Source organism: Streptomyces sp. NPDC088157 (genome assembly GCF_044741545.1).
GTDB lineage: Bacteria > Actinomycetota > Actinomycetes > Streptomycetales > Streptomycetaceae > Streptomyces.
On record NZ_JBIUSU010000006.1, the window covers coordinates 449,780 to 471,358 of the forward strand.

Genomic DNA, 21,579 nt, shown 5'->3' on the forward strand with positions numbered 1-21,579 from the left:
TCCCGCCCCCCCCCGCCCCCCCCCCCCCCCCCCCCCCCCCCCCCCCCCCCCCCCCCCGCGCCCCCGCCCCGCGCCGGCGCCCCCCCCCCCCCCCGCCGATCGCCATCGCCACGACCCTCGTGTGTCACCGCGGACCGACCGGACGCAACGGCGCCCTGCTCCTTCTCCCTGACGTCAGCGCATCAGCGCCTCGATGTCCGGGACGAGGTCCGCCGGCGGCGGCATGCGGGCGACGGTCCGGCCGAGCCGGGCGGCCGTGGGCAGCACACGACCGCCGTTGACGAGCTCGGCGATGTGGAAGCGCAGCCGCAGCATGCTGGGGTCGCCCGCCAGTTCGTCGTCGGAGAGGCAACGGCCGATGCCGGCCTGCTCCAGGCGCGCCCCGGCCCGCCGCTCCTGCTCCCCCGCCGGCAGCACCAGCTGGGAGACGCCGAACCGGGCGGCCGCGTACACGACCCCCTCGTCCCCGCCGTGCACGACGACGACGCAGCCGGGCAGCAGCAGGCTCCAGGGATGGTCGTCGCCGGTCAGCACGAGGAGTTGCAGGCCGAGGCTCTCGACGCCCTCGGCGACCCGCCGGAAGAGCCGCGCACGGCGGCGGTCCTCGGGCCGGGTCCCGGCCGGGACCCCGGCGATGCAGACGCGCGGAAGCAGCGGCAGCCCGGCGAGCCGGGGCACCGGCTTGCCGGGCAACTCGTAGGCATCGCAGCGCACACGCCAGGCACCGGGCTCCGGTCGTTCCCGCAGCGGCGGGGGGCAGGGGTCGATCCAGACGGTCGGCCGCGGCGACAACGGCGGGTGGGCGTACGGAAGATAGCCGATGGTGGGCACCCCGGACATGGCCGCCATGGCAGTCGAGTCGGGGCACAGCGGATCGTGGACCACCAGGTCGGGCCGCCAGGCCCGGCTGAACTGCTGCGGATCGGCCAGCACCGGGACGAGGCCGGCCCGGGCCACGCGGTAGCGGGCCCGGGCCGGACAGCAGAAGCGGACCTCGTTGCCGGCCGCCTGCAGCGCCCTGGCGAGCAGGACCAGTCGCAGCACGGCCGGCATGCCGAGGCCCGCCGAGAACAGCACTCGCACGGATCCTCCCTGAGCAGTCACCCGGTGAAGCGGTCGAGCACCCGCCCGGTCCCGGCGTCGACGTCCAGTGCCGGGTCGCTGCCGAGCACGGCCCGCTGCAGACGCTGCAGACGCTGTGAAGGCTCGATGCCCAGCTCCTCCACGAGGTGGCCACGCAGGTTCTGGAAAACGTCGAGCGCCGCGGAGGGTCGTCCGGCCCGGTAGAAGGCCACCATGGACTGGGCGTGCAGGCCCTCGTGCAGCGGGTGGCGGGCGGTCAGCGCGGTGAGTTCGGTGAGCAGTTCGGCATGGCGGCCGAGCCGGAGCTCGACGTCGTTGCGACGCTCCAGCATCCCGAGCCGGCTCTCCTCCAGCCGCATCGCCTCGATCTCGAGCAACGGCCCGGTGCGTACGTCGACCAGGGCCGGGCCCCGCCACAGGCCGAGGGCCTCCCGGAACCGCTCCGCGGCCTGCTGGTATTCACCCCGGTCGAAGGCGCGCTGACCGAGGGAGGACAGCCGGTCGTACTCGTGCACGTCGATACTGCCCGGCTCGGCGTGCAGGAGATATCCCCCGTGCCGGGTCAGCAGCAGCTCCTTGGAGCCGCCGGGCTCTCCTTCCAGCGCGTTCTCCATGCAGCGCCGGAGCTGCAGGATGTACGTCTGCAGCGTGGTGAGCGCGCTGCGCGGCGGGTTGTCACCCCAGATCTCCTCCATCAGCGCGGAGACCGGCAGGACCTGGTTGGCGTAGATGGCGAGCAGTGTCAGGATCTGCCGCGGCTTCGCCGCCGTGGGCAGGATCGGAATTCCTCTCAGCTCGGCGTCCAAAGACCCCAGAACGAAGATTCGCATGCGGTCCCCCTTGTCTCTGTCGTCGGACCTCGAAGTTCCCATACGGCCCACCGCCCGGACAGTGCGTCACTCCCCTTCCGCCGGGTGCCTCCGTCCTGCTCCGGGTGTGACCGATTCATGGTCCGCTCACGGTCCACCGACCGGGCAGCCGACCGGTCGACGGGTTCCGGACATGGCGGAGGCCCCGCGTGTCCGTCACGGCACGCGGGGCCTCCGGCCCGGCAATGGAGGAGAGCCGGACCCTCGGTGGTTCAGTCGGTGGTTCGGTCGGTGGTTCAGTCGGTGGTTCGGTCGGTGGCGAGTACGGGACGGCCGTACAGCGCCAGGCAGTCCTCGTAGGCCGGCAGGAGCCCTTTGGCCAGCGCCTCCTCCGCGGTGGGCGCGGCCAGGTCCTCGTCGGTCATCAGCGGCGCCTCGATGAGTCCCCATGGCAGGGCGAGAGCCGGGTCGAGTGCGCTGACCGTGTACGCGGCGCCCGCCGTGTACGGGCGGGAGCTGTGACAGGCGACGACCGTGTCGTCCTCGAGGGCGAGCCAGGCGTGGCCGAGGCCCTCGGAGACGAACACCCCGGACGCGCTGCGGTGGTCCAGCCAGACCGTCTCGTACCGGCCGTAGTCCGGGGACCCGACCCGCAGATCCACCACGACGTGGACGGCGGAGCCCCGCACACAGCCGAACAGCCTGGCACGGCTGTCCGGGCCCGTGGTGCCGTGGATGCCGCGCAACACCCGGCGCCGCCCGACCGACAGGTCGCTGTACCGGATCGCGAAGGGCCGTCCGATCGCTTCCTCCACGTAGTCCTGACGGAACGCCTCATAGCGGACCACAACGCCGTCCTCAACGGCCCGGGGCGAGACCAGGAACGCGTCCGGGAGGGCGAGTTCGCTGATTTCCAGGCTCCTGAGATCCATACCGACGACGGTAGTCGCCGCAGCTCAAGACCGGCTGGAGCACCGGAAGCCTCGCGGCAACAGGCTCGGGACAGTTCCGCCTCACGACCACTGGAGCAGAACTCCGTCGTCAGGCGCGGGCCCTCCTCGAGGGACACCTGCGGTTTCCAGCCGGTGGCGGCACGGAACGCGGAGGAGTCGATGACCGCACTCCGGAAGTCGCGGACCCCGGCGTACTCCGGCGGCGCCACGGAGACCACCGGCACCGGTTCCTTGCCCGTCCGTCCCGCGACCAGCGCGGGGACCGTGTTTGCGTTCCGTGCTCCAGGTCAGGTCAACCAGCAGTCGGGGGCGGGGCCACCTCGACCGACCGGCGGGAAAAGTACGTCCAGCTCGGCCAGCACGGACTCCGGCAGCGCACACTCCAAAGCCTCGAGTGCGCCCTCGATGTGCTGCTCCGTCCGAGGCCCGATCACCACAGCCGTCACACCGGGGCGGGACAGCGTCCAGGCCATACCGACCACCGCCGGGTCCAGGCCGCAATCGGCGCAGAGCTTCTCGTAGGCCTCGATGGTGTCGTGCTGCGCCTCCAGGGCCTCCACCGCACGGCCCTGCGCGGACTTGACGGCGGAGTTGGTCCGCAGCTTGCGGAGCACGCCGCCGAGCAGACCGCCGTGCAGCGGTGACCAGACCAGTAGACCGAGTCCGTGCGCCTGGGCCGCGGGCATCACCTCGAGCTCCGTGTACCGGGTGACCAGGTTGTAGACGCACTGCTCCGAGACCAGGCCCAGGGAGTTCCTGCGCTGCGCGGCCGCCTGCGCGGACGCGATGTCCCAGCCGGCGAAGTTGGACGAGCCGACGTAGCGCACCTTGCCCTGGGCGACCAGGAGGTCCATCGCCTGCCAGACCTCGTCCCAGCCCACGGACCGGTCGAGGTGGTGCATCTGGTACACGTCGATCCAGTCCGTGCCCAGCCGCCTGAGCGATGCCTCGCAGGCTGCGACGATGTTGCGGGCCGACAGGCCGTGGTCATTCAGGCCCTCGCCCATCGGGTCGCCCACCTTGGTGGCCAGGATGACCTGGTCGCGGCGGGCGGAGCCCTTGCCGAGCCATCGGCCGATGACCTCCTCGGTGTGGCCCTTGTGGACGCGCCAGCCGTAGGTGTTGGCGGTGTCGATCAGGTTGATGCCCCGCTCCAGGGAGTGGTCCATGAGGCGGTGCGCCTCCGGCTCCTCCACCCGGCCACCGAAGTTGACGGTGCCGAGGGCCAGCCTGCTGACACGCAGACCGGTACGGCCCAGCTGTGTGTAGATCACGCGTCCTTCTCCTCCTTCAGGGATGAATGCTTACGCGACAACAGGCTCAGGACAGTTCGGCCTCACGGCCACTGGAGCAGAACTCCGTCGTCAGGCGCAGGCCCTCCTCGAGGGACACCTGCGGTTTCCAGCCGGTGGCGGCACGGAACGCGGAGGAGTCGATGACCGCACTGCGAAAGTCGATGGCCTCGGCGTACTCCGGCGGCGCCACGGAGACCACCGGCACCGGTTCCTTGCCCGTCTGTTCGGCGACGAGCGCGGAGACCCTGTCGAACACGGGCCCGAGCGGGGCCCCTTGGCCGGTGCCGATCAGCCAGCGCTTTCCCGCGAGCACGTCCATGCAGGGGATGGCGGCCCAGAAGGCGCGGGCGACATCATCGGCGTGGAGCAGGTCCCGGCGGACCGTTCCGTCGTGCCACATGGTCAGGGGCTCGCCGGCCACGGCGCGGCGCGTCATCGTGGAGACGATGCCCTTGTCCCGGGCGGTGGACCCGGCGCTGTAGCCGTACACCGTGGTCAGGCGCAGGGAGGCACCCCGCACCGTGCCCGCCGCGTCGGCCTCCAACAGCACTCGCTCCGCCTCGAGTTTCAGCCGTTCGTAGTAACCCTTCGGCCGGTCGGGTTCGGTGCCGTCCAGGACCTCCTTGTCCGAAGGTCCGGCCGCCGTGACCGATCCCGTGAACAGGACGGTCGGGGGCGCCTGGGAATCGGCTCGGTCGCCAAGGGCGTGCAGCAGGTCTTGCATCAGGCCGACGTGGACGCGTTCGGCTCCTGTGTCGCCATCCGCTATGCGCCAGGTCGATGCCCCCGCGATGTACGCCAGGGAGTGGATCACGACATCGGCGCCGGCGACGGCGACGGCCATCTGGCCGGGCTCGGTCAGATCGGCGGAGAGCACCTCGATCTCGGCACGGGCGTCCTCGGGGACAGGGCACTTCCTGCGGGACACGGCCCGGATCCGGACCGGGTGCTGTGCCAGCTCGCGGAACACGGCGGATCCGACGAAGCCTGCGGCGCCCAGCACCACGATGAGCGGGGGGTTCACGGTCACAGCGCTGCCTCCAGCGTCCGGGCGGGGTTCAGTTCGGGGAGCAGGCCGCCGGCCAGGGTGATTCCTTTCACGCCCATACCTCCATGAGAGTTTGTGTGGTCCATGAACCGTGGTTCCTGGGTAGCCAGTTCGGCCGGCCGTTGCTCAGTGCGCCGTTCCGTCACGTGGTCGTCGGGCGTCTTCGTCGGACAAGGGAGCGATCAGGAACCGCGGTCGGTCGACCTGGACTTCCGGTGGCATCAGCCCGGCCTTCGAGGTCTCCCCGGACAGCCGGTGGGCCGTGGGCGTCGGGTACGGCTTCGTGGAGGAGCGAGCCGGCACGGCCGTTGCCGTACGCGGTCGCGTACGCGCTGTGCGGAGCCGGCCTGCGGCCCTGATGGCGACCACGGCGGTGGCGTTGAACTCGTCCAGACCCGCCGCGAGTTCCTTCGGCAGTTCCTCGGCGAGCTCCTCGGCGAGCTCCTCGGCGGCTTCCAGGAAGCCATATATGTCGAGGCGCGGCAGCTAGGGAAGGGCTGTGGCCAGGTGGGCGGTTCTTCCCGGTACGGCGTGCATTCGATGACCGGAGATGTCATGGTGGCCGCCGATTGTCAGAGAAGACATGCGGCCAGGCTCCGGGCCTCGACGTTGACGTGGTATCCGAAATGGGTCAGGCGGTTGAGCAGACCGAGGGTGATCCAGCGGTAGTTGTCCGGCGCCTCGATCTCGTGGTCCTCGGGGATTTCGACGACCAGGTGCCGCGTGTCCGCCCGGGAGAAGCGGCCGCCGTCCTCCGACTGGATGGCGTTCATCCGGATCCAGGATTCGGGTGCGTCGAGATATTCCGTCAGCGGCGGGAAGTCCTGAGGGCCGCGGTGATAACCCGGAGAGAACTGCACGGTGGGCCCGAGTTCGAGACGGTCCGTCAGGCCGGGCTGGACCGTGGCCTGGAGCAGGAACCGCAGTACCCCGGCCCGCCGCTGGCAGATCAGGGCCACGGCGTTTCCGGGACGGGGCTCGAGCATGGGCTGCCACCACGTGCCGACCTCCCGGCTTGTCGCCTGGACCGACATGCCGATGATGTCGAAGATGCGGCCGTCGCGATGGCGGATGCTCTCGTCGTCGCAGATCCATTCGTCCATGTCCCGCAGGCTGACCCGCCTGGCGTCCAGGCTGAACTTCGCTTTCTGGTCGAAGAGCCACGTCAGCGCACCGGAAAGGTCGGCCGCCGAACACGGCGTCCGATGCGACTTCAGGAGCTCGGCGTGGAATCCGTCGGGCTGCTCGGCGTATGACAGCCGGTCACCGTCGGCAGCGCCGTAGGCTATTCCGGAAAGCACGGTACGGGCATTCATGTTGACGCCGTTGCCCTGCGTGAGCTGCTGGCGCACCTGGCCCAGAGTGAGCCAGGTGAAATCGTTCTCGACCGGTACTTCCTCGTCCTCCGGCACCTCGACGATCATGTTGCGATTTCTCTTGTACAGGTACCAGAAGCCGTGCTCGGAGAGGAGTTGGTCGAACAGGACACGTCGCCGCGTGCCCTCCAGGAAGTAGTCCAGATACGGGGTGGCTCTGCCGCCGTGGACGCGCTGGTAGTTGCTTTGAGTCGCCTGGACGGTCGCCGCGTACTGGACGAACGTGGTGTTCCCCGGCTCCATCTTCGCCTGCATGAGGAAATGGAGCACGCCGTCGAACCGCTTGGCGAGGATCCCCAGGATGCCGATCTCCGGCTGGACGATGATCGGCTGGGTCCACTGCGGCACGGGTCCGAAATCCGTCCGTATGGAGAGCCCTTCCACCGTGAAGAACTTGCCGTCCGCGCGGCTGAGCCGGTCACCGAGGTGCCAATTCGGAAGAGTGGCCAGGGGCACCCGCTCGACGTCGTAAGAGGCGGACTCCTCGCGTTCCTTGAGGAAGGAGCCTGCGTCGGGGGTCAGCGGGGACTTCGACACCAGCGCCGACGCAAGGAAGTCGTCGGCACCGTTCACCTCGGGCTGCATCCTGCTGCTTCCTTTCAACTTTACGGGCCAGGACGGGTGAGCCGGCTTCGCGAGGCTCAGGCGAGCTGACGGGCGAAGGTGGCCATGTCGAAGTAGAGGGTCTCGTCGATCAGGACGTCGCCGTCGAAGTGGAAGAAGATCGCCACGGGGGTGTCGACGGTCTTGCCGCGGTTGGGTATCCCACGCCAGTCCGCCTCCTGCTTGGCACGGAACTGCGCCTCCACGATCACCGCGGTCGGCGTGTGGTGGACGTGGAACAGGCTGTGGTCGGCGACCGGGAACGCCTTCTGCAGTTCGGCGAAGTAGCCCTTCTTGATGGCCTCTTCACCGATCAGCGGGGACTCCTCGAACGGAATGACCCGGTACACGCCGCCACGCGGGAACGTCGCGATCACTCCGTCGATGTCCCAGGCGCCCTCGGCGACGGTGTGCTCGATGACGACCGCCTCGCGCCGCTTGCGCAAATCCTCGTCGGGCTGCGGCAGGTCCGCGCCGGGCAGAGTGAACTCGTGCTCCTCGGTGGCCATGGAGACTCCTTCAGACAGTGGCTGATTCGGTTCGGAAACCGACGCTAGGCCGCAGCCCTCGCCTGTCCCTCGCGCTCCGCTGGAGCGCAGGACATCTTCCGGCAGCCGGGGGGCGACCCGGCGGCGCAGGCGCAGTCCTGAACGAGCCGGGCCACCGTCCACCGGGCCTTCCGGCGGAGGCGGAGACCCGCGAACCGCGGGGCCTGACGCCTCCTACGCACCGTGCCCCGCGCTCACGGACGAGCGCGGGGCACAGGGCGCAGGGGGCCGGTCAGCCGACGAACTCGGCGAACCTCGCGACCGTGTCGGCCGGCCCGGGCAGCGCCGCGATCTCGTCGGCCATCCTGCGGGCCGCCTCCCGGTGCGCACCGTCGGTCAACAGGACGCGCATCTCGGTCTCCACCGCCTTGGCGGACACGTCCTCGCCGAGCAGCAGGCGGCCCGCTCCGGTCGCGCTCACCGCGGGCGCGTTGCCGAAGCCGTCGCTCTCCGCCGGCAGGATCAGCTGGGGCAGCCCCGCGGCCAGCGAGGCCAGCGTGGTGCCATGGCCGCCATGGTGGACGACTGCGGTGGCGTGCCGCAGCACCTCGGGCTGCGGCACCCAGGGAAGCGCGACGACTCGGTCCGGCAGCTCCCCCAGCTCGGCCGGGTCCACCAGAGCGCTCGTCGCGACGAGGACCCGTACGTCCAACGGCAGCAGGCCGTCGATCACGGTGCGCAGCCGCTCCGCGGAGCCGACCACGGTGCCGAAGCTCAGATAGACCAGAGGGCCCTCCCCCTGGGTGACACTCGCGGGCAGCTCACCCGGTTCGCTGAAGGAGGCGGGCCGCTGCGGGATCACCTGGACACCCGAGGCCAGGAACTCCTGGTTCTGCACGGCAGGAGGGCAGATGTCGATGTACGGGTTGCCCAGGGTCGGATCCTGGCCGATCTTGTCGGCCACCCCCAGGTCGCTCGCCGTGGCGAACAGCTCCTGCGGGATCAGCGGGTCGGACGAGACCCGGCCGATGCTCTGGGACACGGCGGGCACACCCGCCGCCGCGGCCGCGAAGGCGGCGCCGGGATTGAGGCTCTCGTAGACGACCAAATCCGGCCGGACGGAGTCGATGACCGGGGTGAGATCGGCGAACACACTGCGCGGCAGCACCGAGCCGAACGCCTTCACCGCCAGGGCCGCCAACACCTCGGGCGGAACATCACTGGCCTGTACGTCACCGCCGTTGGCGTCCAGGAACGCCTGGCCGCCGGCCGCCTCTATGAACGCCTCGGGGACGGTGAGCCCACTGGTGACCGGCCGCAGCCCCGCCTTCTCGACGATCGGGTGGAACTGCTCGTTGGTGGCGAACCAGACCTCGTGCCCGGCCGCGTGTGCCGCCTGAGCGAGCGGAACAAGGGGGAATACGTGTCCGTAGTTTCCGAGGCTTGCGAAGAGAACCTTCATGTCTCGCACGGCCTTTCTGCCGGTGGCGTAAAGGGAGATGACGTGCTGCCGACCTGCGGCCCGACGCGATGTCGTCGTGTCGGGCCGCAGGTCGGCTTACGAGGTGTCAGCGGGTGGCCGCCGAGGGGGCCGGTTCGACCTCGACCGCGTCCCGGGCCGGTTCGGCACCGTGCTGCTCCTGCGCACCGGCGGGCCGGGTGGAGAAGAGCATCACGACCGCGGCGATCGCCATGGCCGCCGCGCCGACCCACAGGGCGGGTACGAAGCCGTCGACGAAGTCCTGGCCCGATGCGTAGCCGCCGTTGTGGATGAAGACGGTGGTGAGGACGGTCACGCCGAGCGGCGCGCCCAGCTCACGGGCGGCCGAATTCGCGCCGGAGGCGATGCCCTGCTCGGAGGCGTCGACGGAACTCATCGTCAGGGTGAACAGCGGGGCGAAGAAGCACGCGACGCCTACGCCGCCCAGGAGGAAGCCGGGCAGTTGCTCGACGTAGGACGCGTCGGGGCTCAGCACCAGCGCCCAGTAGGCGAATCCGGCGGCAAGCATCACGAGTCCGAAGACCGCCACGGGACGTCCGCCGATCCGGTCCGACATCATGCCCGCGATGGGCGCCACCACGATCGGCATCGCCGTCCACGCCAGCATCCGCACGCCCGCCTCCGTCGGCGTCATGTGCTGGATGTTCTGCATGAACTGCGTGATGAGGAAGACCACGCCGTACATGCCGAAGGCCATCAGCAGGGCGCCGGCGTTGACGGCGCTGAAGGCCCGGTTGCGGAACATGCGCATCGGCAGCATCGGCGCGCTGCTGCGCCGCTCCCACTGGACGAAGGCGACGACCAGCAGGGCACCGGCCACCAAGGGGCCCAGGACCTGCGGGGAGCCCCAGCCGTCGTCGCTCGCCCGGATCAGGCCGTAGACGAGGCCGAGGATGCCGAGGCTGATCAAGACCGTGCCCGGCGCGTCCAGACGGTTGTTCGGGCCGCGGCTCTCGCCCAGAGAGCGCCAGGCGGCGGGGGCGAGCAGCAGGCCCACCGGCACATTGATCCAGAAGATCCAGTGCCAGGAGATGTGTTCCGTGACGATTCCGCCCACCAGCGGGCCGCCTGCGATGGACAGTCCGCTGACCGCGCTGTAGATGCCGAGGGCCGCGCCCCGCTTCGCTGCGGGAACGGCATGGGTGAGCAGGGTGAGGGAGAGCGGCATGATGATGGCGGCGCCGACACCCTGGACCACGCGGGCTGCGATCAGCTCGCCGATGCCCGGTGCCAGAGCGGCAGCGGCCGACGCGGCGGTGAACAGCAGCAGACCGGTGATGAACATCCGGCGGCGCCCGAACCTGTCGCCCAGGGCGGCACCGAACATCATCAGCACGGCGAACGACAGCGTGTAGGCGTTCACCGTCCATTCCAGGTCCTTCAGGCTGCCACCGAGCTCGTCCCTGATCGTAGGCAGCGCAATGAGGACCACCAGATTGTCGAGCCCCGCCATGAAGGCGGTCAGGCCCGTGATCAGCGTGGCCATGCCCGGGGATTTCCCGGCCCCAGCCGTATTGCCGCCGGCGGCGACCTTGTCAGTACTCATTCAGGGATTTCCTTCCGACTTCACCATGGAGGGGCAACGGTTTCGTCGCGGGGTCGGTGACAGAGCGCCGGTCCGACTACGGGCGGCGCAGAACATCACAGCCGAGGCTAGGAAGACCGACTCGAGCGCCGGTCGAGTCCTGGCCCACGGCTCCCCGGGCCCCCGGCCGCGGTCGCCTCAAGCGCTTCTCCGCTCGCGCCCGATCGGACGGCAGCAGCATCGGGCCAGCGGGATCCACGTCGGCCGAGGCCGCGGAACAGGGCCCGCTGCCGCGGTACGAGGAGAGCACCCGGCTCGAACAACTGTGAAAGGTGATCTGAGATGAAGGGCATCATCCTCGCCGGCGGCAGCGGCACGCGCCTGCGCCCGCTCACCGGAGCCTTGTCCAAGCAGATCCTGCCCGTCTATGACAAGCCGATGATCTACTATCCGCTCTCCGTGCTGATGCTGGCGGGCATCCGGGACATCCTGCTGATCTCGTCCAAGGACCACTCGGACAGCTTCCGCACGCTCCTCGGGGACGGCTCCCAGCTCGGCCTGAACATCGAGTACGCCGAGCAGGACCAGCCGCGCGGTATCGCCGAAGCGCTGATCATCGGCGCCGACTTCATCGACGGCGACCAGGTCGCACTGGTGCTCGGCGACAACATCTTCCACGGGCCGCGGTTCGGGCTGCTCCTCGACGACGCGGTGCGTCAGCTCGACGGCGCGGCGCTGTTCGGCTACCAGGTGCGCGACCCGCACCGCTATGGGATCGGGGAGATCGACGAGCAGGGCCGGCTGCTGTCGCTGGAGGAGAAGCCGCGCCACCCGCGCTCCAACCTCGCGGTGACCGGGCTGTACTTCTACGACAGTGACGTGGTCGGGATCGCCAAGAACCTCTCCCCCTCCGCACGGGGCGAGTTGGAGATCACCGATGTCAACCAGGCCTACCTGGCGCAGGGCCGGGCCCGGCTCACCCCGCTCGGCCGCGGCTTCGCCTGGCTGGACATGGGCACCCACGACTCGCTGCTGCAGGCGGCGCAGTACGTCCAGCTGGTCGAGCAGCGGCAGGGCGAGTTCATCGCCTGCGTCGAGGAACTGGCGCTCAACCGCGGCTTCATAACCCCCGAGCAGTGCCTCCGCCTCGGCGAGGAGATGCGGGGTACGGACTACGGCGCCTATGTCACCGAGGTGGCGTCCCGCCGCATCCCGCGGTCGGCCGTCCGCGCCGCCTGACAAGAGTCCCCCGTGCTCGGCCAAGGAGTCCCTGCTCCCGATACGACCGGCCCCAGCGGCGGACGCCAAAGTCCTCACCGAGCTCCGCCGCGTCATGCACGACACCGTCAACGGCCCGCATCCCAGGGACTGGATGCCGGCCTGCGGGGTGCGAGCCGGTGAGCCTGTTCGCCTCGCGGCAGAGCGCACCGCTGCACCACGAACGCGGCCACGAGCAGGGTCTGGCCGAAACCGCACGGTGGTATCGCGGCAACCGAAGCCGGTGGGAAGCCCTCAAGCGGCGACTGACGGAGCTGAGGCCTCCACTTGAGTGAGAACTTCACCCCTCACCGATGAACCGGACACTGTCCGTGAAGCCCTCACCCAAGAAGAATTCTGGCCATTGGAGCACCAGCCCACCACGTCAGTGAGGATCTTCTCCGATGAGCCACGCCAGTGCCACCCCTGTCACCCCCCACTCGGCGCGCATCACCGAGGCAGCTCCCGCACGTCCGCTCCTCGTGGTCGAGACGCTCGACCACTCCGCCGGCTCCACCATGCTGTTCACCTTCTGCGCGGACCCGGTCCCCGCGACTCCGAACGCCGCCACGTTCACGTTCTGCGCGGAGCCCCTCGCCGCGAACGTCGCCCTCACCTATACCTACGGGGCGGAGACCACGGCGCCCGTGGCCGTCGAGAGCGACGCGGTCGTGGGGTCCTGGATCTGACTTCCGGGTCGCCGCGCCCCAGGAGACCCGGACCGGCCGCCCTACACGACGGCTCAACCCTCGTGTTCTCAGGCACCACCTGCGTCCCGTGACCATCCCCGGCGAGGCGACCTAACCTGGTCTCCCGCCGGGGCATGACCACTCCGCACGGTGCCGCGCCCGCGCTGACCGCCGAGGAGACACAGGGGCGGCCCGCGCCTGCTCGGCGAGGCCGGGCTGCTCCGCTTCGGCAGCCCCACCCCGGCGGACGTCGGCCCGCCGGCCTGCACCGATCCCATCGCCGAGGCGTACTGGGAGCAGGCCGGCCTGGACGGCGTCCGCGTCGGCCGCGCCCGAGTGCGTCGCGAGGCCGAAGGGCTTCAGCTGACACGAACCGGTTCACGAGACACCACCGCCGGCGGCGAGCCGGTGCCGTACGCCCGTGACCGGGTGCTCGGAGACGGTTCCACGCCGAGCGCTCGACGCATCGTCGCGAGCTTCGCCGTGGTCTCCGCGAACTCGACGTCCAGTCGGCTGCCGGCCACCACACCGCCTCCGGCCCGCAGACTCAGGCTGCCGTGCCCCCGTGAATCGAGGTCGAGACCTCGCAACGCCATGTAGAACTCGCAGTCACCGTTGCTGTCGGCCCAGCCGACGAGGCCGCCGTAATATCCACGCGTCGATTCGTTCTTCGTGATCAGGTGGAGCGATTCGGCCTGGGGGACACCGCAGACCGCCGGTGACGGGTGCAGCGCCGACACGAGGTCGGCCACGCGGACTCCGGAGTCGACCAGACGGCCCCGGATGGGAGTTCCCAAATGCCATACGCCCGGCACCCCCAGCAGTTCGGGTTCGTCGGGGTGGTCCAGCACGCTGCAGAAGGGCCTCAGGCCCTTGAGCATGAACTCGACCAGGTGACGATGCTCGGCCAGGTACTTGTCGGTGAACAACTCGGCACGAGCCCGCTCTTCGTCCTCTGTGGCGGGGAGCAACGGGTTCCGCGGGATCGTCCCGGCCAGCGGCGTCATCGTGACGACAGCGCCGCTCTTCTTCATGAAGAGCTCCGGGCTCGCCCCCAGGGTGTGGACACCGGGTGTCTCCAGGTGCTCCACGAGGTAGCTGTGCACCCCCGGGTACAGGTCCACGATGCGCCCGTACAGGTGCATCGGGTCGAGGTACTCGGTGGGGAAGTACCGCTCGGCCCTTGCTATGACGACCTTCTCCAGGGCACTCTCCGGCGAGCGGAGCATGGGCAGTACGCGTTCGACCAGGCGTATGTAGTTGGCTGTCTCGGCGTCGTTGAATCCGACGTCCGGAAGGAAATGGCCACCGCTCCCGACGCTGCTCGCGGAGAGGACCGGTCGACCTGTACCACGCTGCCCCAGGAAGAACGACGAGGTCCCCGGGGCGTGGTCGAACGGCACCGCGCCCGCGACGAGATTCCCGCGGGTGCCCTTTCGCACCGCGTCCTCCGCCTCGGACAGGTCGGTGAAACGGGTCAGCGCGCCGGTGAGCCCGACGGAACCGCTCGGGCCGTGCAGTAGGAACCGGGGCGCAGCGGCGGTCGGGCGACCTGCCGGGCGCCCTTCCCAGAGGTGTTGGTCAGGTATGGATCGGCTGCCTGTTTGTGTCGGTCCACCTCTCATAGTCGGTGTATCCCTCACTTTCACCCTGGTAGAAGTTTTTGGGGTTCGGAACGGCTACGGGCGCGCGGTGGAGCAGACGCTCGGGCAGATCCGGATTGGAGATGAACAGGCGGCCCAGGGACACGGCGGACGGCCCCGCGCCGAGCTCGGCCTCGATCCCGCTCAGGAGTTCCGAGGAGGACAACTCCAGGTCCGCGCCCAGGTTGTGGATCCATCCGCCCGTCCGGTGGGCACGGATCCAGGCGAGCACGTCCCGGTCGCTGCTGGAGGACGTGTGGAGGTAGGCGAGACGCTGCACCGAGGGATGCGACAGCAAGGCGCTGTACACGTCCAGCCCGTCGCCCCGCACGGTGCGGTCCGCGGAGAATCCGGGAGACAGCTTGAGCCCGACCCGGCCGTGACCGACCTCCCCCGCGACGGCCTCGACGACCCGGACGGGAAACAGACACCGGTTCTCGGCCGTTCCGCCGAAGGCATCGGTACGGAGGTTCGTCCCCGAACCGAGGAACTGGTGCAGGAGATAGCTGTTGCCACCGTGGATCTCGACGCCGTCGAAGCCGGCCTCCACGGCCATGGCGGCGGCGTGCGCGAACTCCTCGACGGTGGCGTCGATCTCGCCGCCGGTCATCGCGCGGGGTACGGGACGGTCGCTGACCGGGCCGTCGGGGGCGCCCGTCTCGCGGGGACCCACCGCCGAGGGTGCCAGTGGTGTCCTGCCGCCGTTGACCGCGGGCTGGGCCGCGCCGCCGGCGTGCATCAGCTGCAGGACGATGCGCCCTCCTCGACCGTGGACGGCTTCGACCACCCGGGCCCATGCCGCCAGGTCCCTTCCGGTGATCAGGTGAGGGCTGCCGGAGTACGCCTTGCCGATGAGTGAGGGGTGGACGCTCTCCGTCACGACGAGACCGGCCGAGGCACGCTGCCGGTAGTACTCCCGCATGAGGTCGTTGGGCGTTCCGTCGGCGTCCGCCCGCCGACGCGTCATGGGACACATGACGAGCCGGTTGCCGGCGGAGATGTCGCCGAGGGCCACCGGTGAGAACACATCTTCTGGCATGTCAACCTTCCCTGACGTGTGCTTGGGCGTACGGGGTGGCGCTCAGTCGCGCCCGGACCGCGGATCGGTCGATCTTCGAATTCGGCAGCAGGGGGACGGCGTCGTGGAAGACGATCCTCTTGGGGACCGCGGCCGGACCCAGCTGCCGGCGTACCCGGTCCCTGAGGACCTCCCTGTCCGCTGGTGACGTCCCCGCCCGGGGGACGACATGGGCACAGACGAGTTCGCCCCACTCGCGATCGGGCAGACCCATGACCACGGCGCTGTCGACCCAGCCGACGCCGAGCAGCGCGTGTTCGACCTCCCCCGCGGAGATCTTGAGCCCGCCGGTGTTGATGAGGTCGTCGATCCTGCCGAGAGGGACCAGGCGGTGGCTGTCGTCCCACCGGCCGCGGTCGGAGGTCCGGTACCAGCGCAGGCCGCCGTCGGTGTAGAACCTGCTCTGCTCCTCCTCGGGGGCGCCGAGGTAGGTGCTCGCCACGGTGTCGCCGCCGACGTGCACGATCTCGTCCACGATCCGCACTCGCACCCCGTCCAGGGGCACTCCCCCGTAGACGCATCCGCCGCCGGTCTCCGTCATCCCGTACGTGGGCACGAAGTCCGTGACCTGCCGGAGCTGTGACGCGGTGGGGTGGTCCAGCGGTGCCCCGCCCACCAGGACCTGGTCGAAGCTCGACAGTGCTGCCCTGGCGTCGGCGTCCGCGAGCAGTCGCTTGACCTGGGTGGGGACCAGCGCTGTGCAGCGTCTGCCGGCTCCCATGCGGCTGGTGGCGGCCACGAAGGCCGCGGCGTCGAACCGCCCGCCGTCGAGCGTCGTCACCCGGGTCCCGCTGACGACCGCGCGGGAGACGACCTGGAATCCGGCCACGAATCCGACGGGGAGGCACAGCAGCCAGTCACCGGCTCCGCCGAGCCGGCGGATGGACGCGGAACAGGAGGCGAGGAGCGCGCTCCGCGGCAGGGCCGTCCGCTTCGGAGCGCGGGTCGACCCCGACGTCGACAGCACCACCCCGGTGCCGTCCGGAACGGTCCCGGGCAGGTCCCGTGCCGCGGCGGCGCCGGGGACCGGGGCGATCGCGTGACCGCCGTCGTACATCTGCTCGACGGCGCGCATGAGGAAGTCGACGGCCTGGGCGGGATTGTCGGGCAGTACGACAGCACGTAAGGAGACAGCCGACACAGCGACTCCGTCAGAAGAAGTAGGGGTGGTCGGACCAGTCGGGTGCGCGCTTCTCGAGGAAGGCGTTGCGTCCTTCGAAGGCCTCGTCCGTCATGTAGGCCAGGCGGGTCGCCTCTCCGGCGAAGACCTGCTGGCCGGTCATCCCGTCGTCGGGGAGGTTGAAGGCGAACTTCAGCATCCGGATCGCCTGCGGGGACTGGGCCGTGATGTCACGGCAGTACTCGATCGCCGTGCGCTCCAGGTCCGCGTGCGGGACGACCTCGTTGACCGCCCCCATCTCGCGCATGCGGTCGGCGTCGATCTCGCGTGCGAGGAAGAAGATCTCACGGGCGTACTTCTGACCCACCTGGCGAGCCAGGAGTGCGGAACCGTAGCCGGCGTCGAAGGAACCCACGGTGGCGTCCGTCTGCTTGAACTTGCCGAACTCGCGGGAGGCGACGGTGAGATCACAGACGACGTGCAGTGAATGCCCGCCCCCGGCCGCCCAGCCCGACACGGCGGCGATGACGACCTTGGGCATGGTGCGGATCAGTCGCTGCACCTCCAGGATGTGCAGCCGCCCCGCACGGGCCGGGTCGATGTCCTTCGCGGTCTCGCCGTCGGCGTAGCGGTAGCCGTCGCGTCCCCGGACGCGTTGGTCGCCTCCCGAGCAGAACGCCCAGCCGCCGTCCCGGGGGGAGGGGCCGTTGCCGGTCAGGACGACCGCACCGACATCGGAGGACATACGGGCGTGGTCCAGGGTGCGGTACAGCTCGTCGACGGTCGCGGGACGGAACGCGTTGCGCACGTGCGGACGGTCGATGGCGATCCGCACCCAGGGCAGGTCGCGCACGACGGCGCCCTCGGGGTCGCGTTCGACACCGCGGTGGTAGGTTGTGTCGCGCAGATCCTCGAAGCCCTCGACCGTCCGCCAGCACGAGGGGTCGAACGGGTTGGTGACGGGGGCGGTCGTGGTGGTGACGGCCTCGGTGGTAACAGACATCTTCGGACTTCCGCTTCTCAACTGGTCAGGGCGGACACACTGGCCGCGTCCGCCGCCGTGACAGGGCTCCCGGCCATAGAGGTGGTGGGGTTCAGCACTGCGTCGACCCGCTGTCGTGCGGCCGCGTGGACACTTCGCAGCGTCGTGCGTGTGACGGGGACTTCGAGGACGACCGGTCGCTTCGCGCGGCGGGCCGCCCGGAGCGCGGTGCCGAGTTCGCCGGTCTCCACAGTCAGGTGGGAGATCCCGAAGGCCCCGCACAGAGCTGCGAAGTCGACGTTCTGCGGAGTTCCGTAGATACGCTCGAAGGTGTTGCCGAAGGGACCCGACTTGTACACGGGGTGTCCCTGTTCCAGCAGTTCGAAAATGCCGCCGCCGGCGTCGTTCGAGACCACGACGATCAGGTTGTCCGGCATCCGCTCGAGAACGCCGGTCTGCAGGGCGGACGCGTCGTGGGCGAAGGTGAGGTCGCCCACGAGCGCGACGACCGTCCGGTCGGGGCAGGCCAACGCGGCGCCCAGCGCGGCGCTGATGTTGCCGTCGATGCCGGCCACACCGCGGTTGGACAGTGTTCGGACCCCGTCCGGCAGGGAACCGGTCAGCGACACGTCCCTGACGGGGTTCGAGGCCCCGAGCCAGAACAGGTCGGAGGGTTCGAGCGCGGCGAGCACCGCGTTCGCGACGCCAGGGCCGGTGCGCCGATGACCGTCGTCGCTCAGGACGTCCGACCACGCGCGGCGCGCGGCCCGGTCCACGTACTCGAGTTCCTCGGCCCAGGCAGGACTCACCCGGCCGCCGAACACCGGGTGTGCGGTCAGCACGTCGATGTGCGGCGCCGCGTAGATCCAGTCGTCGTCCCCGTCGCCGACGAGGACCGTGGTGACGTCGTGGCGGGCCAGCAGCACCCCGACCTGTCGGTGCAGTGTCGGACGACCGCACACCACGACCTGTTCCGGCCGTATGCGGTCCAGCACCCAGGGATGCAGGGTTCCGCGGCCGCCGGCGTCGACGGTCGGTTCCACGACGCAGGGGACGGTCTCGGGCACGGTGCTCAGGTCCGCGCCGTCACCCGCGACGAGGATCGTACGGCGGCTCAGGTCGATGCCGTGTGGTGCCGCCGCCCCGCGGTCGCGCGTGGCGGTCCGGATCCACGGCTGCCCTTCCGCACGACCGCTCGGGAACGGCACGGACCTGCTCGCCGGCGGGAGCCCGGACGGCAGGGGCACATCGATCTGCACCGGCCCGGGGCGCCCGTGGAGCCGCCCGCGTCCGATCGCCAGGGTGTGACAGATCTGCGAGCGCACCGTCGCGTTCATGTCCGCGTCCGGTTCCGCCCCGACCTGCAGGTGCTGAACGTGGCGCACCTGCGAGGTGAGCAACTGGGTCTGCTCGACGGTCTGTGACGCCCCGGCGCCGAGCTCCGCGAGCGGGCGGTTGGCCGTCACCATAACGAGCGGGATCCGCGAGTAGTTGGCCTCCGTCACGGCGGGCAGCAGGTTCGCCACCGCCGTACCCGACGTGGTGACGACCGCGGTCGGGATGCCGTTCGCCTTCGTCATGCCGAGGGCGAGAAAGGCGGCCGACCGCTCGTCCAGTCGGACATGGAGCTTGAGGTCCCCCGCGGCTTCCCGCCGGGACAGTTCGAACCCGATGGGGCCGTTCCTGGATCCGGGGCAGTAGACGAACGTGTCGATCCCGCCCCGGACGAGCTCGTCGACGACGACCGCCGCGATCACGGACGGGGCCGAGGCCCGCGCGGCGGACTCAGGCCACATGGGTGGTCTCGGTCCGCAGCAGCTCCTCCAGCCGATTGCGCTGGATCTTCATGGTGGCGGTGCGGGGGAACCTGTCGAACGGCAGGACCACTGGCGTCTCGAGCATCGGCAAGTCGGCCACACCGGTCCACCACGCGTCCCAGTCCATCTCGTGCCCGGTGACGACCGAGACCACGGGCTGCGGGTCACCGCCCGGCGTGCGGACCAGGACGACCTCGTTCAGGAACGACAGCTTGTCCAGGAGCGCGTCCTCGATGGCCAGTGTGCTCCTGACGTCATCGATCAGGTCCACCTGCCGGTCGTGCAGGGCGACTTGGCCGGCGAATCCCATCTCGCCCTGGTCCCCGCTGTTCCACCAGCCGTCACGCAGGTTCTGCTCGAAGCGCTCTTCCTCACCGTAGTAGGTGACCGCGCGACCGCGGGAGAACATCTCGATGGCGCCCTGCTGACCGCGCGGCACCGGGTTGCCCGACTCGTCGACGACCCGGACGCGGGTGAGCTTCGGCATGCCGATGCCCATCCACCGGGCGTCACTGAAGCGCAGCGTTGTTCGCGTATGCGGGCGCAGCACCATGGGACCGCATTCGCTCTGCCCGTAGACCTGCAGGTAGACAGGCATCCGGTGGGACGACGCGTTGAGGTACTTGAGCATCGTGCCCTTGTTGACGGCGTCGAAGGTCGAATGCAGGTACTTGACACTGGAGAAGACCGAGGGGTCGCGGTCCAGGACGGACGTCCACCGCACGAGGTGGTTCGGGTGCGACTCCAGGGCGATGGGGCGGTACTTGCGCAGGACGGCCTCGACGTTGGCTTCCTGCGGATCACCGATGTTCAGGAACGAGTGCCCGTAGGACATGAGGGACGAGATGCCGATGTTGAACCGGCTGTGCACCGGGGAGATGTGGAAGGCGACCAGGCCGTTCGAGTCGATGAAGGACACGACGCGGCGCTGCCAGGTGACCCGCCAGCCCATCGAGGTGGGAGAGTGCGCGATGAGCTTGGGGATGCCCGTGGTCCCCGAGGTGTGCGTCATGTAGGCGATGTCGAGCACGCCCGGTTTCCGTCCGGCGCCCGTGGGGTGTTCCACCACGGTGCCCCTGATCGCGAGGGCGTCGAGCTTTTGCGCGTCTTCGACCGAAGAGATGTCCGCGGCCTTCTCGACGGTCTCGGCGTCGTGGATCAGCCACGGCTGCTTCAGCCGGCTCGCCATCACGGTGACCGTGCGGGCGTCCAGGTGGGGCGAGATCATGACGGGTACGGCACCCGCGTAGGTGACGGCCACCGCCAGGAGGTAGCTGTCGAACAGAGCGGACTTGTAGATGACGACATGGTCACCCGGCGCGATGCCCCGCGCGATGACCTGCTCGCCGCACTGGGCGACGGCCGCGGCCGCATCGTCGTAGGTCACGTGCAGTCCGAGCTCGGGAAACGCCGGCTGCGGCGCGTCGAGGTGGATCATCGACGCAGGGTGTGCGTCCGCCGCCGCGCGGAAGTTCTCGAACAGATAGAGCGGACTGGACTTTGGCTTGAAGAGCTCCTTGAGCGGGAGCATCAGCGGATACCTCCGACAATAGACACGATGCGGTCGATGAGATAGCGCATGGCCACGCGGTTCTCCTCGGGTACGTTGTCCGGCTGACGTCCGGAGACCGATGAGATCCCGTAGGGATTCTGATTGAGCGGTGTCAGCTGTTCCGGCTTGGTCACTCCCGCCGGCACGATGACCGCACCCCAGTGGTAGAAGACGTTGTTCAACGACAGGACGGTGCTTTCCTGTCCGCCGTGGTTGGTGGCGGTGGAGACGAACGTCGTCATGAACTTGTTCGCCAACAGCCCCGCCATGTGCAGGTCCAGCGTCTGGTCGATGAAGTACTTCATCGGAGCCGACATGCTCCCGTAGCGCCCCGGCGTGCCCCACAGAACGATGTCGGCGTCGGCCAGGTCGGCGAGAGCCGCCTTGTGGATCTCCGCCGTGCGGTCCGGTTCGTCGATCTCGCACAGTCGGTGGACTGCGACGTCATGCCCGAGCGCCTCGGCGTGATCAGCACCCGCCCGGGCGAGCTGGTGCACGTTGCCGGTGAAGCTGTGGTAAATGAACAGGATCTTCATTGGTTTTGCTCCCCGAATTACAGGCGTCGTGAATCTCGATGCACAGCGCGGACCTCTTGCCGTCCCGTGCGCAGAGGGTGGTATCGGTAAAGATGATTGGCGAGCGCGAAGCGTTCGGCAAGTAGGAACTTTCAAGTACCTGCCCCTCGCTGAGCCATAGGCACTTCGAAGTGCCTACTTGTCGGCCGTCACGAATCTGCAGAGCATGAGGAAGTGACACTTTG

At 69.5% G+C, this 21,579-nt stretch carries 18 protein-coding genes; 2 read left to right on the forward strand and 16 right to left on the reverse strand.

What is annotated here, in order from left to right:
* Positions 1 to 174 precede the first annotated feature (174 nt).
* From ACIPFH_RS25955 to ACIPFH_RS25995, 9 genes are all read right to left on the reverse strand, one after another.
* A complete protein-coding gene (locus ACIPFH_RS25955) occupies positions 175 to 1,083 on the reverse strand; it encodes a nucleotide disphospho-sugar-binding domain-containing protein (protein WP_356264464.1) in 909 nt (302 codons plus the stop codon).
* Positions 1,084 to 1,100: 17 nt separating this feature from the next.
* On the reverse strand, positions 1,101 to 1,913 hold the full coding sequence (locus ACIPFH_RS25960) for an AfsR/SARP family transcriptional regulator (RefSeq protein WP_356264467.1): 813 nt from the start codon (positions 1,911 to 1,913) through the stop codon (positions 1,101 to 1,103).
* Positions 1,914 to 2,188: 275 nt separating this feature from the next.
* On the reverse strand, positions 2,189 to 2,824 hold the full coding sequence (locus tag ACIPFH_RS25965; protein WP_401829892.1) for a dTDP-4-dehydrorhamnose 3,5-epimerase family protein: 636 nt from the start codon (positions 2,822 to 2,824) through the stop codon (positions 2,189 to 2,191).
* A 308-nt stretch (positions 2,825 to 3,132) separates the two neighbouring features.
* The gene (locus ACIPFH_RS25970) at positions 3,133 to 4,119 is read right to left on the reverse strand and encodes an aldo/keto reductase (protein WP_401829893.1); all 987 of its coding nucleotides are present in this window, start codon (positions 4,117 to 4,119) and stop codon (positions 3,133 to 3,135) included.
* A 46-nt stretch (positions 4,120 to 4,165) separates the two neighbouring features.
* Positions 4,166 to 5,170, reverse strand: a complete 1,005-nt coding sequence (locus tag ACIPFH_RS25975; RefSeq protein ID WP_401829895.1) for an NAD-dependent epimerase/dehydratase family protein — start codon at positions 5,168 to 5,170, stop codon at positions 4,166 to 4,168.
* A 590-nt stretch (positions 5,171 to 5,760) separates the two neighbouring features.
* The gene (locus ACIPFH_RS25980; RefSeq protein ID WP_401829897.1) at positions 5,761 to 7,149 is read right to left on the reverse strand and encodes an NDP-hexose 2,3-dehydratase family protein; all 1,389 of its coding nucleotides are present in this window, start codon (positions 7,147 to 7,149) and stop codon (positions 5,761 to 5,763) included.
* A 56-nt stretch (positions 7,150 to 7,205) separates the two neighbouring features.
* Positions 7,206 to 7,676, reverse strand: coding sequence for a hypothetical protein (locus tag ACIPFH_RS25985; protein ID WP_401829868.1), 471 nt, complete (start codon positions 7,674 to 7,676; stop codon positions 7,206 to 7,208).
* 271 nt (positions 7,677 to 7,947) lie between these two features.
* On the reverse strand, positions 7,948 to 9,117 hold the full coding sequence (locus tag ACIPFH_RS25990) for a glycosyltransferase (protein ID WP_401829899.1): 1,170 nt from the start codon (positions 9,115 to 9,117) through the stop codon (positions 7,948 to 7,950).
* A gap of 106 nt (positions 9,118 to 9,223) precedes the next feature.
* Complete coding sequence (locus tag ACIPFH_RS25995; protein WP_401830234.1) at positions 9,224 to 10,642, reverse strand: DHA2 family efflux MFS transporter permease subunit; 1,419 nt, start codon at positions 10,640 to 10,642, stop codon at positions 9,224 to 9,226.
* A 381-nt stretch (positions 10,643 to 11,023) separates the two neighbouring features.
* On the opposite strand from ACIPFH_RS25995, the gene rfbA reads away from it, so the two are divergent.
* Positions 11,024 to 11,920 carry a glucose-1-phosphate thymidylyltransferase RfbA gene (gene rfbA / locus ACIPFH_RS26000; protein WP_401829902.1) on the forward strand — a complete coding sequence of 299 codons (897 nt, stop codon included), beginning with the start codon at positions 11,024 to 11,026 and terminating at the stop codon, positions 11,918 to 11,920.
* Positions 11,921 to 12,342: 422 nt separating this feature from the next.
* Entirely contained in the window at positions 12,343 to 12,627 is a 285-nt protein-coding gene (locus tag ACIPFH_RS26005; protein WP_401829904.1) for a hypothetical protein, read from the forward strand.
* A gap of 359 nt (positions 12,628 to 12,986) precedes the next feature.
* Here ACIPFH_RS26005 and ACIPFH_RS26010 read toward each other — a convergent pair whose 3' ends face one another.
* The 7 genes from ACIPFH_RS26010 to ACIPFH_RS26040 form a co-directional block, all read right to left on the reverse strand.
* Positions 12,987 to 14,069 carry an isochorismate synthase MenF gene (locus tag ACIPFH_RS26010; protein ID WP_401829905.1) on the reverse strand — a complete coding sequence of 361 codons (1,083 nt, stop codon included), beginning with the start codon at positions 14,067 to 14,069 and terminating at the stop codon, positions 12,987 to 12,989.
* A 139-nt stretch (positions 14,070 to 14,208) separates the two neighbouring features.
* Positions 14,209 to 15,309 carry an alkene reductase gene (locus ACIPFH_RS26015; protein ID WP_401829907.1) on the reverse strand — a complete coding sequence of 367 codons (1,101 nt, stop codon included), beginning with the start codon at positions 15,307 to 15,309 and terminating at the stop codon, positions 14,209 to 14,211.
* A gap of 1 nt (position 15,310) precedes the next feature.
* A complete protein-coding gene (locus ACIPFH_RS26020; protein ID WP_401829909.1) occupies positions 15,311 to 16,489 on the reverse strand; it encodes an AMP-binding protein in 1,179 nt (392 codons plus the stop codon).
* A 10-nt stretch (positions 16,490 to 16,499) separates the two neighbouring features.
* Entirely contained in the window at positions 16,500 to 17,471 is a 972-nt protein-coding gene (locus ACIPFH_RS26025; protein WP_401829912.1) for a 1,4-dihydroxy-2-naphthoyl-CoA synthase, read from the reverse strand.
* 17 nt (positions 17,472 to 17,488) lie between these two features.
* On the reverse strand, positions 17,489 to 19,246 hold the full coding sequence (gene menD / locus ACIPFH_RS26030; RefSeq protein WP_401829914.1) for a 2-succinyl-5-enolpyruvyl-6-hydroxy-3-cyclohexene-1-carboxylic-acid synthase: 1,758 nt from the start codon (positions 19,244 to 19,246) through the stop codon (positions 17,489 to 17,491).
* On the reverse strand, positions 19,236 to 20,798 hold the full coding sequence (locus ACIPFH_RS26035; RefSeq protein WP_401829916.1) for an AMP-binding protein: 1,563 nt from the start codon (positions 20,796 to 20,798) through the stop codon (positions 19,236 to 19,238). Before ACIPFH_RS26035 ends, menD begins: the two co-directional genes overlap by 11 nt.
* Positions 20,798 to 21,355 carry an NAD(P)H-dependent oxidoreductase gene (locus tag ACIPFH_RS26040; protein WP_356259597.1) on the reverse strand — a complete coding sequence of 186 codons (558 nt, stop codon included), beginning with the start codon at positions 21,353 to 21,355 and terminating at the stop codon, positions 20,798 to 20,800. Before ACIPFH_RS26040 ends, ACIPFH_RS26035 begins: the two co-directional genes overlap by 1 nt.
* Between the last annotated feature and the right edge of the window lie 224 nt (positions 21,356 to 21,579).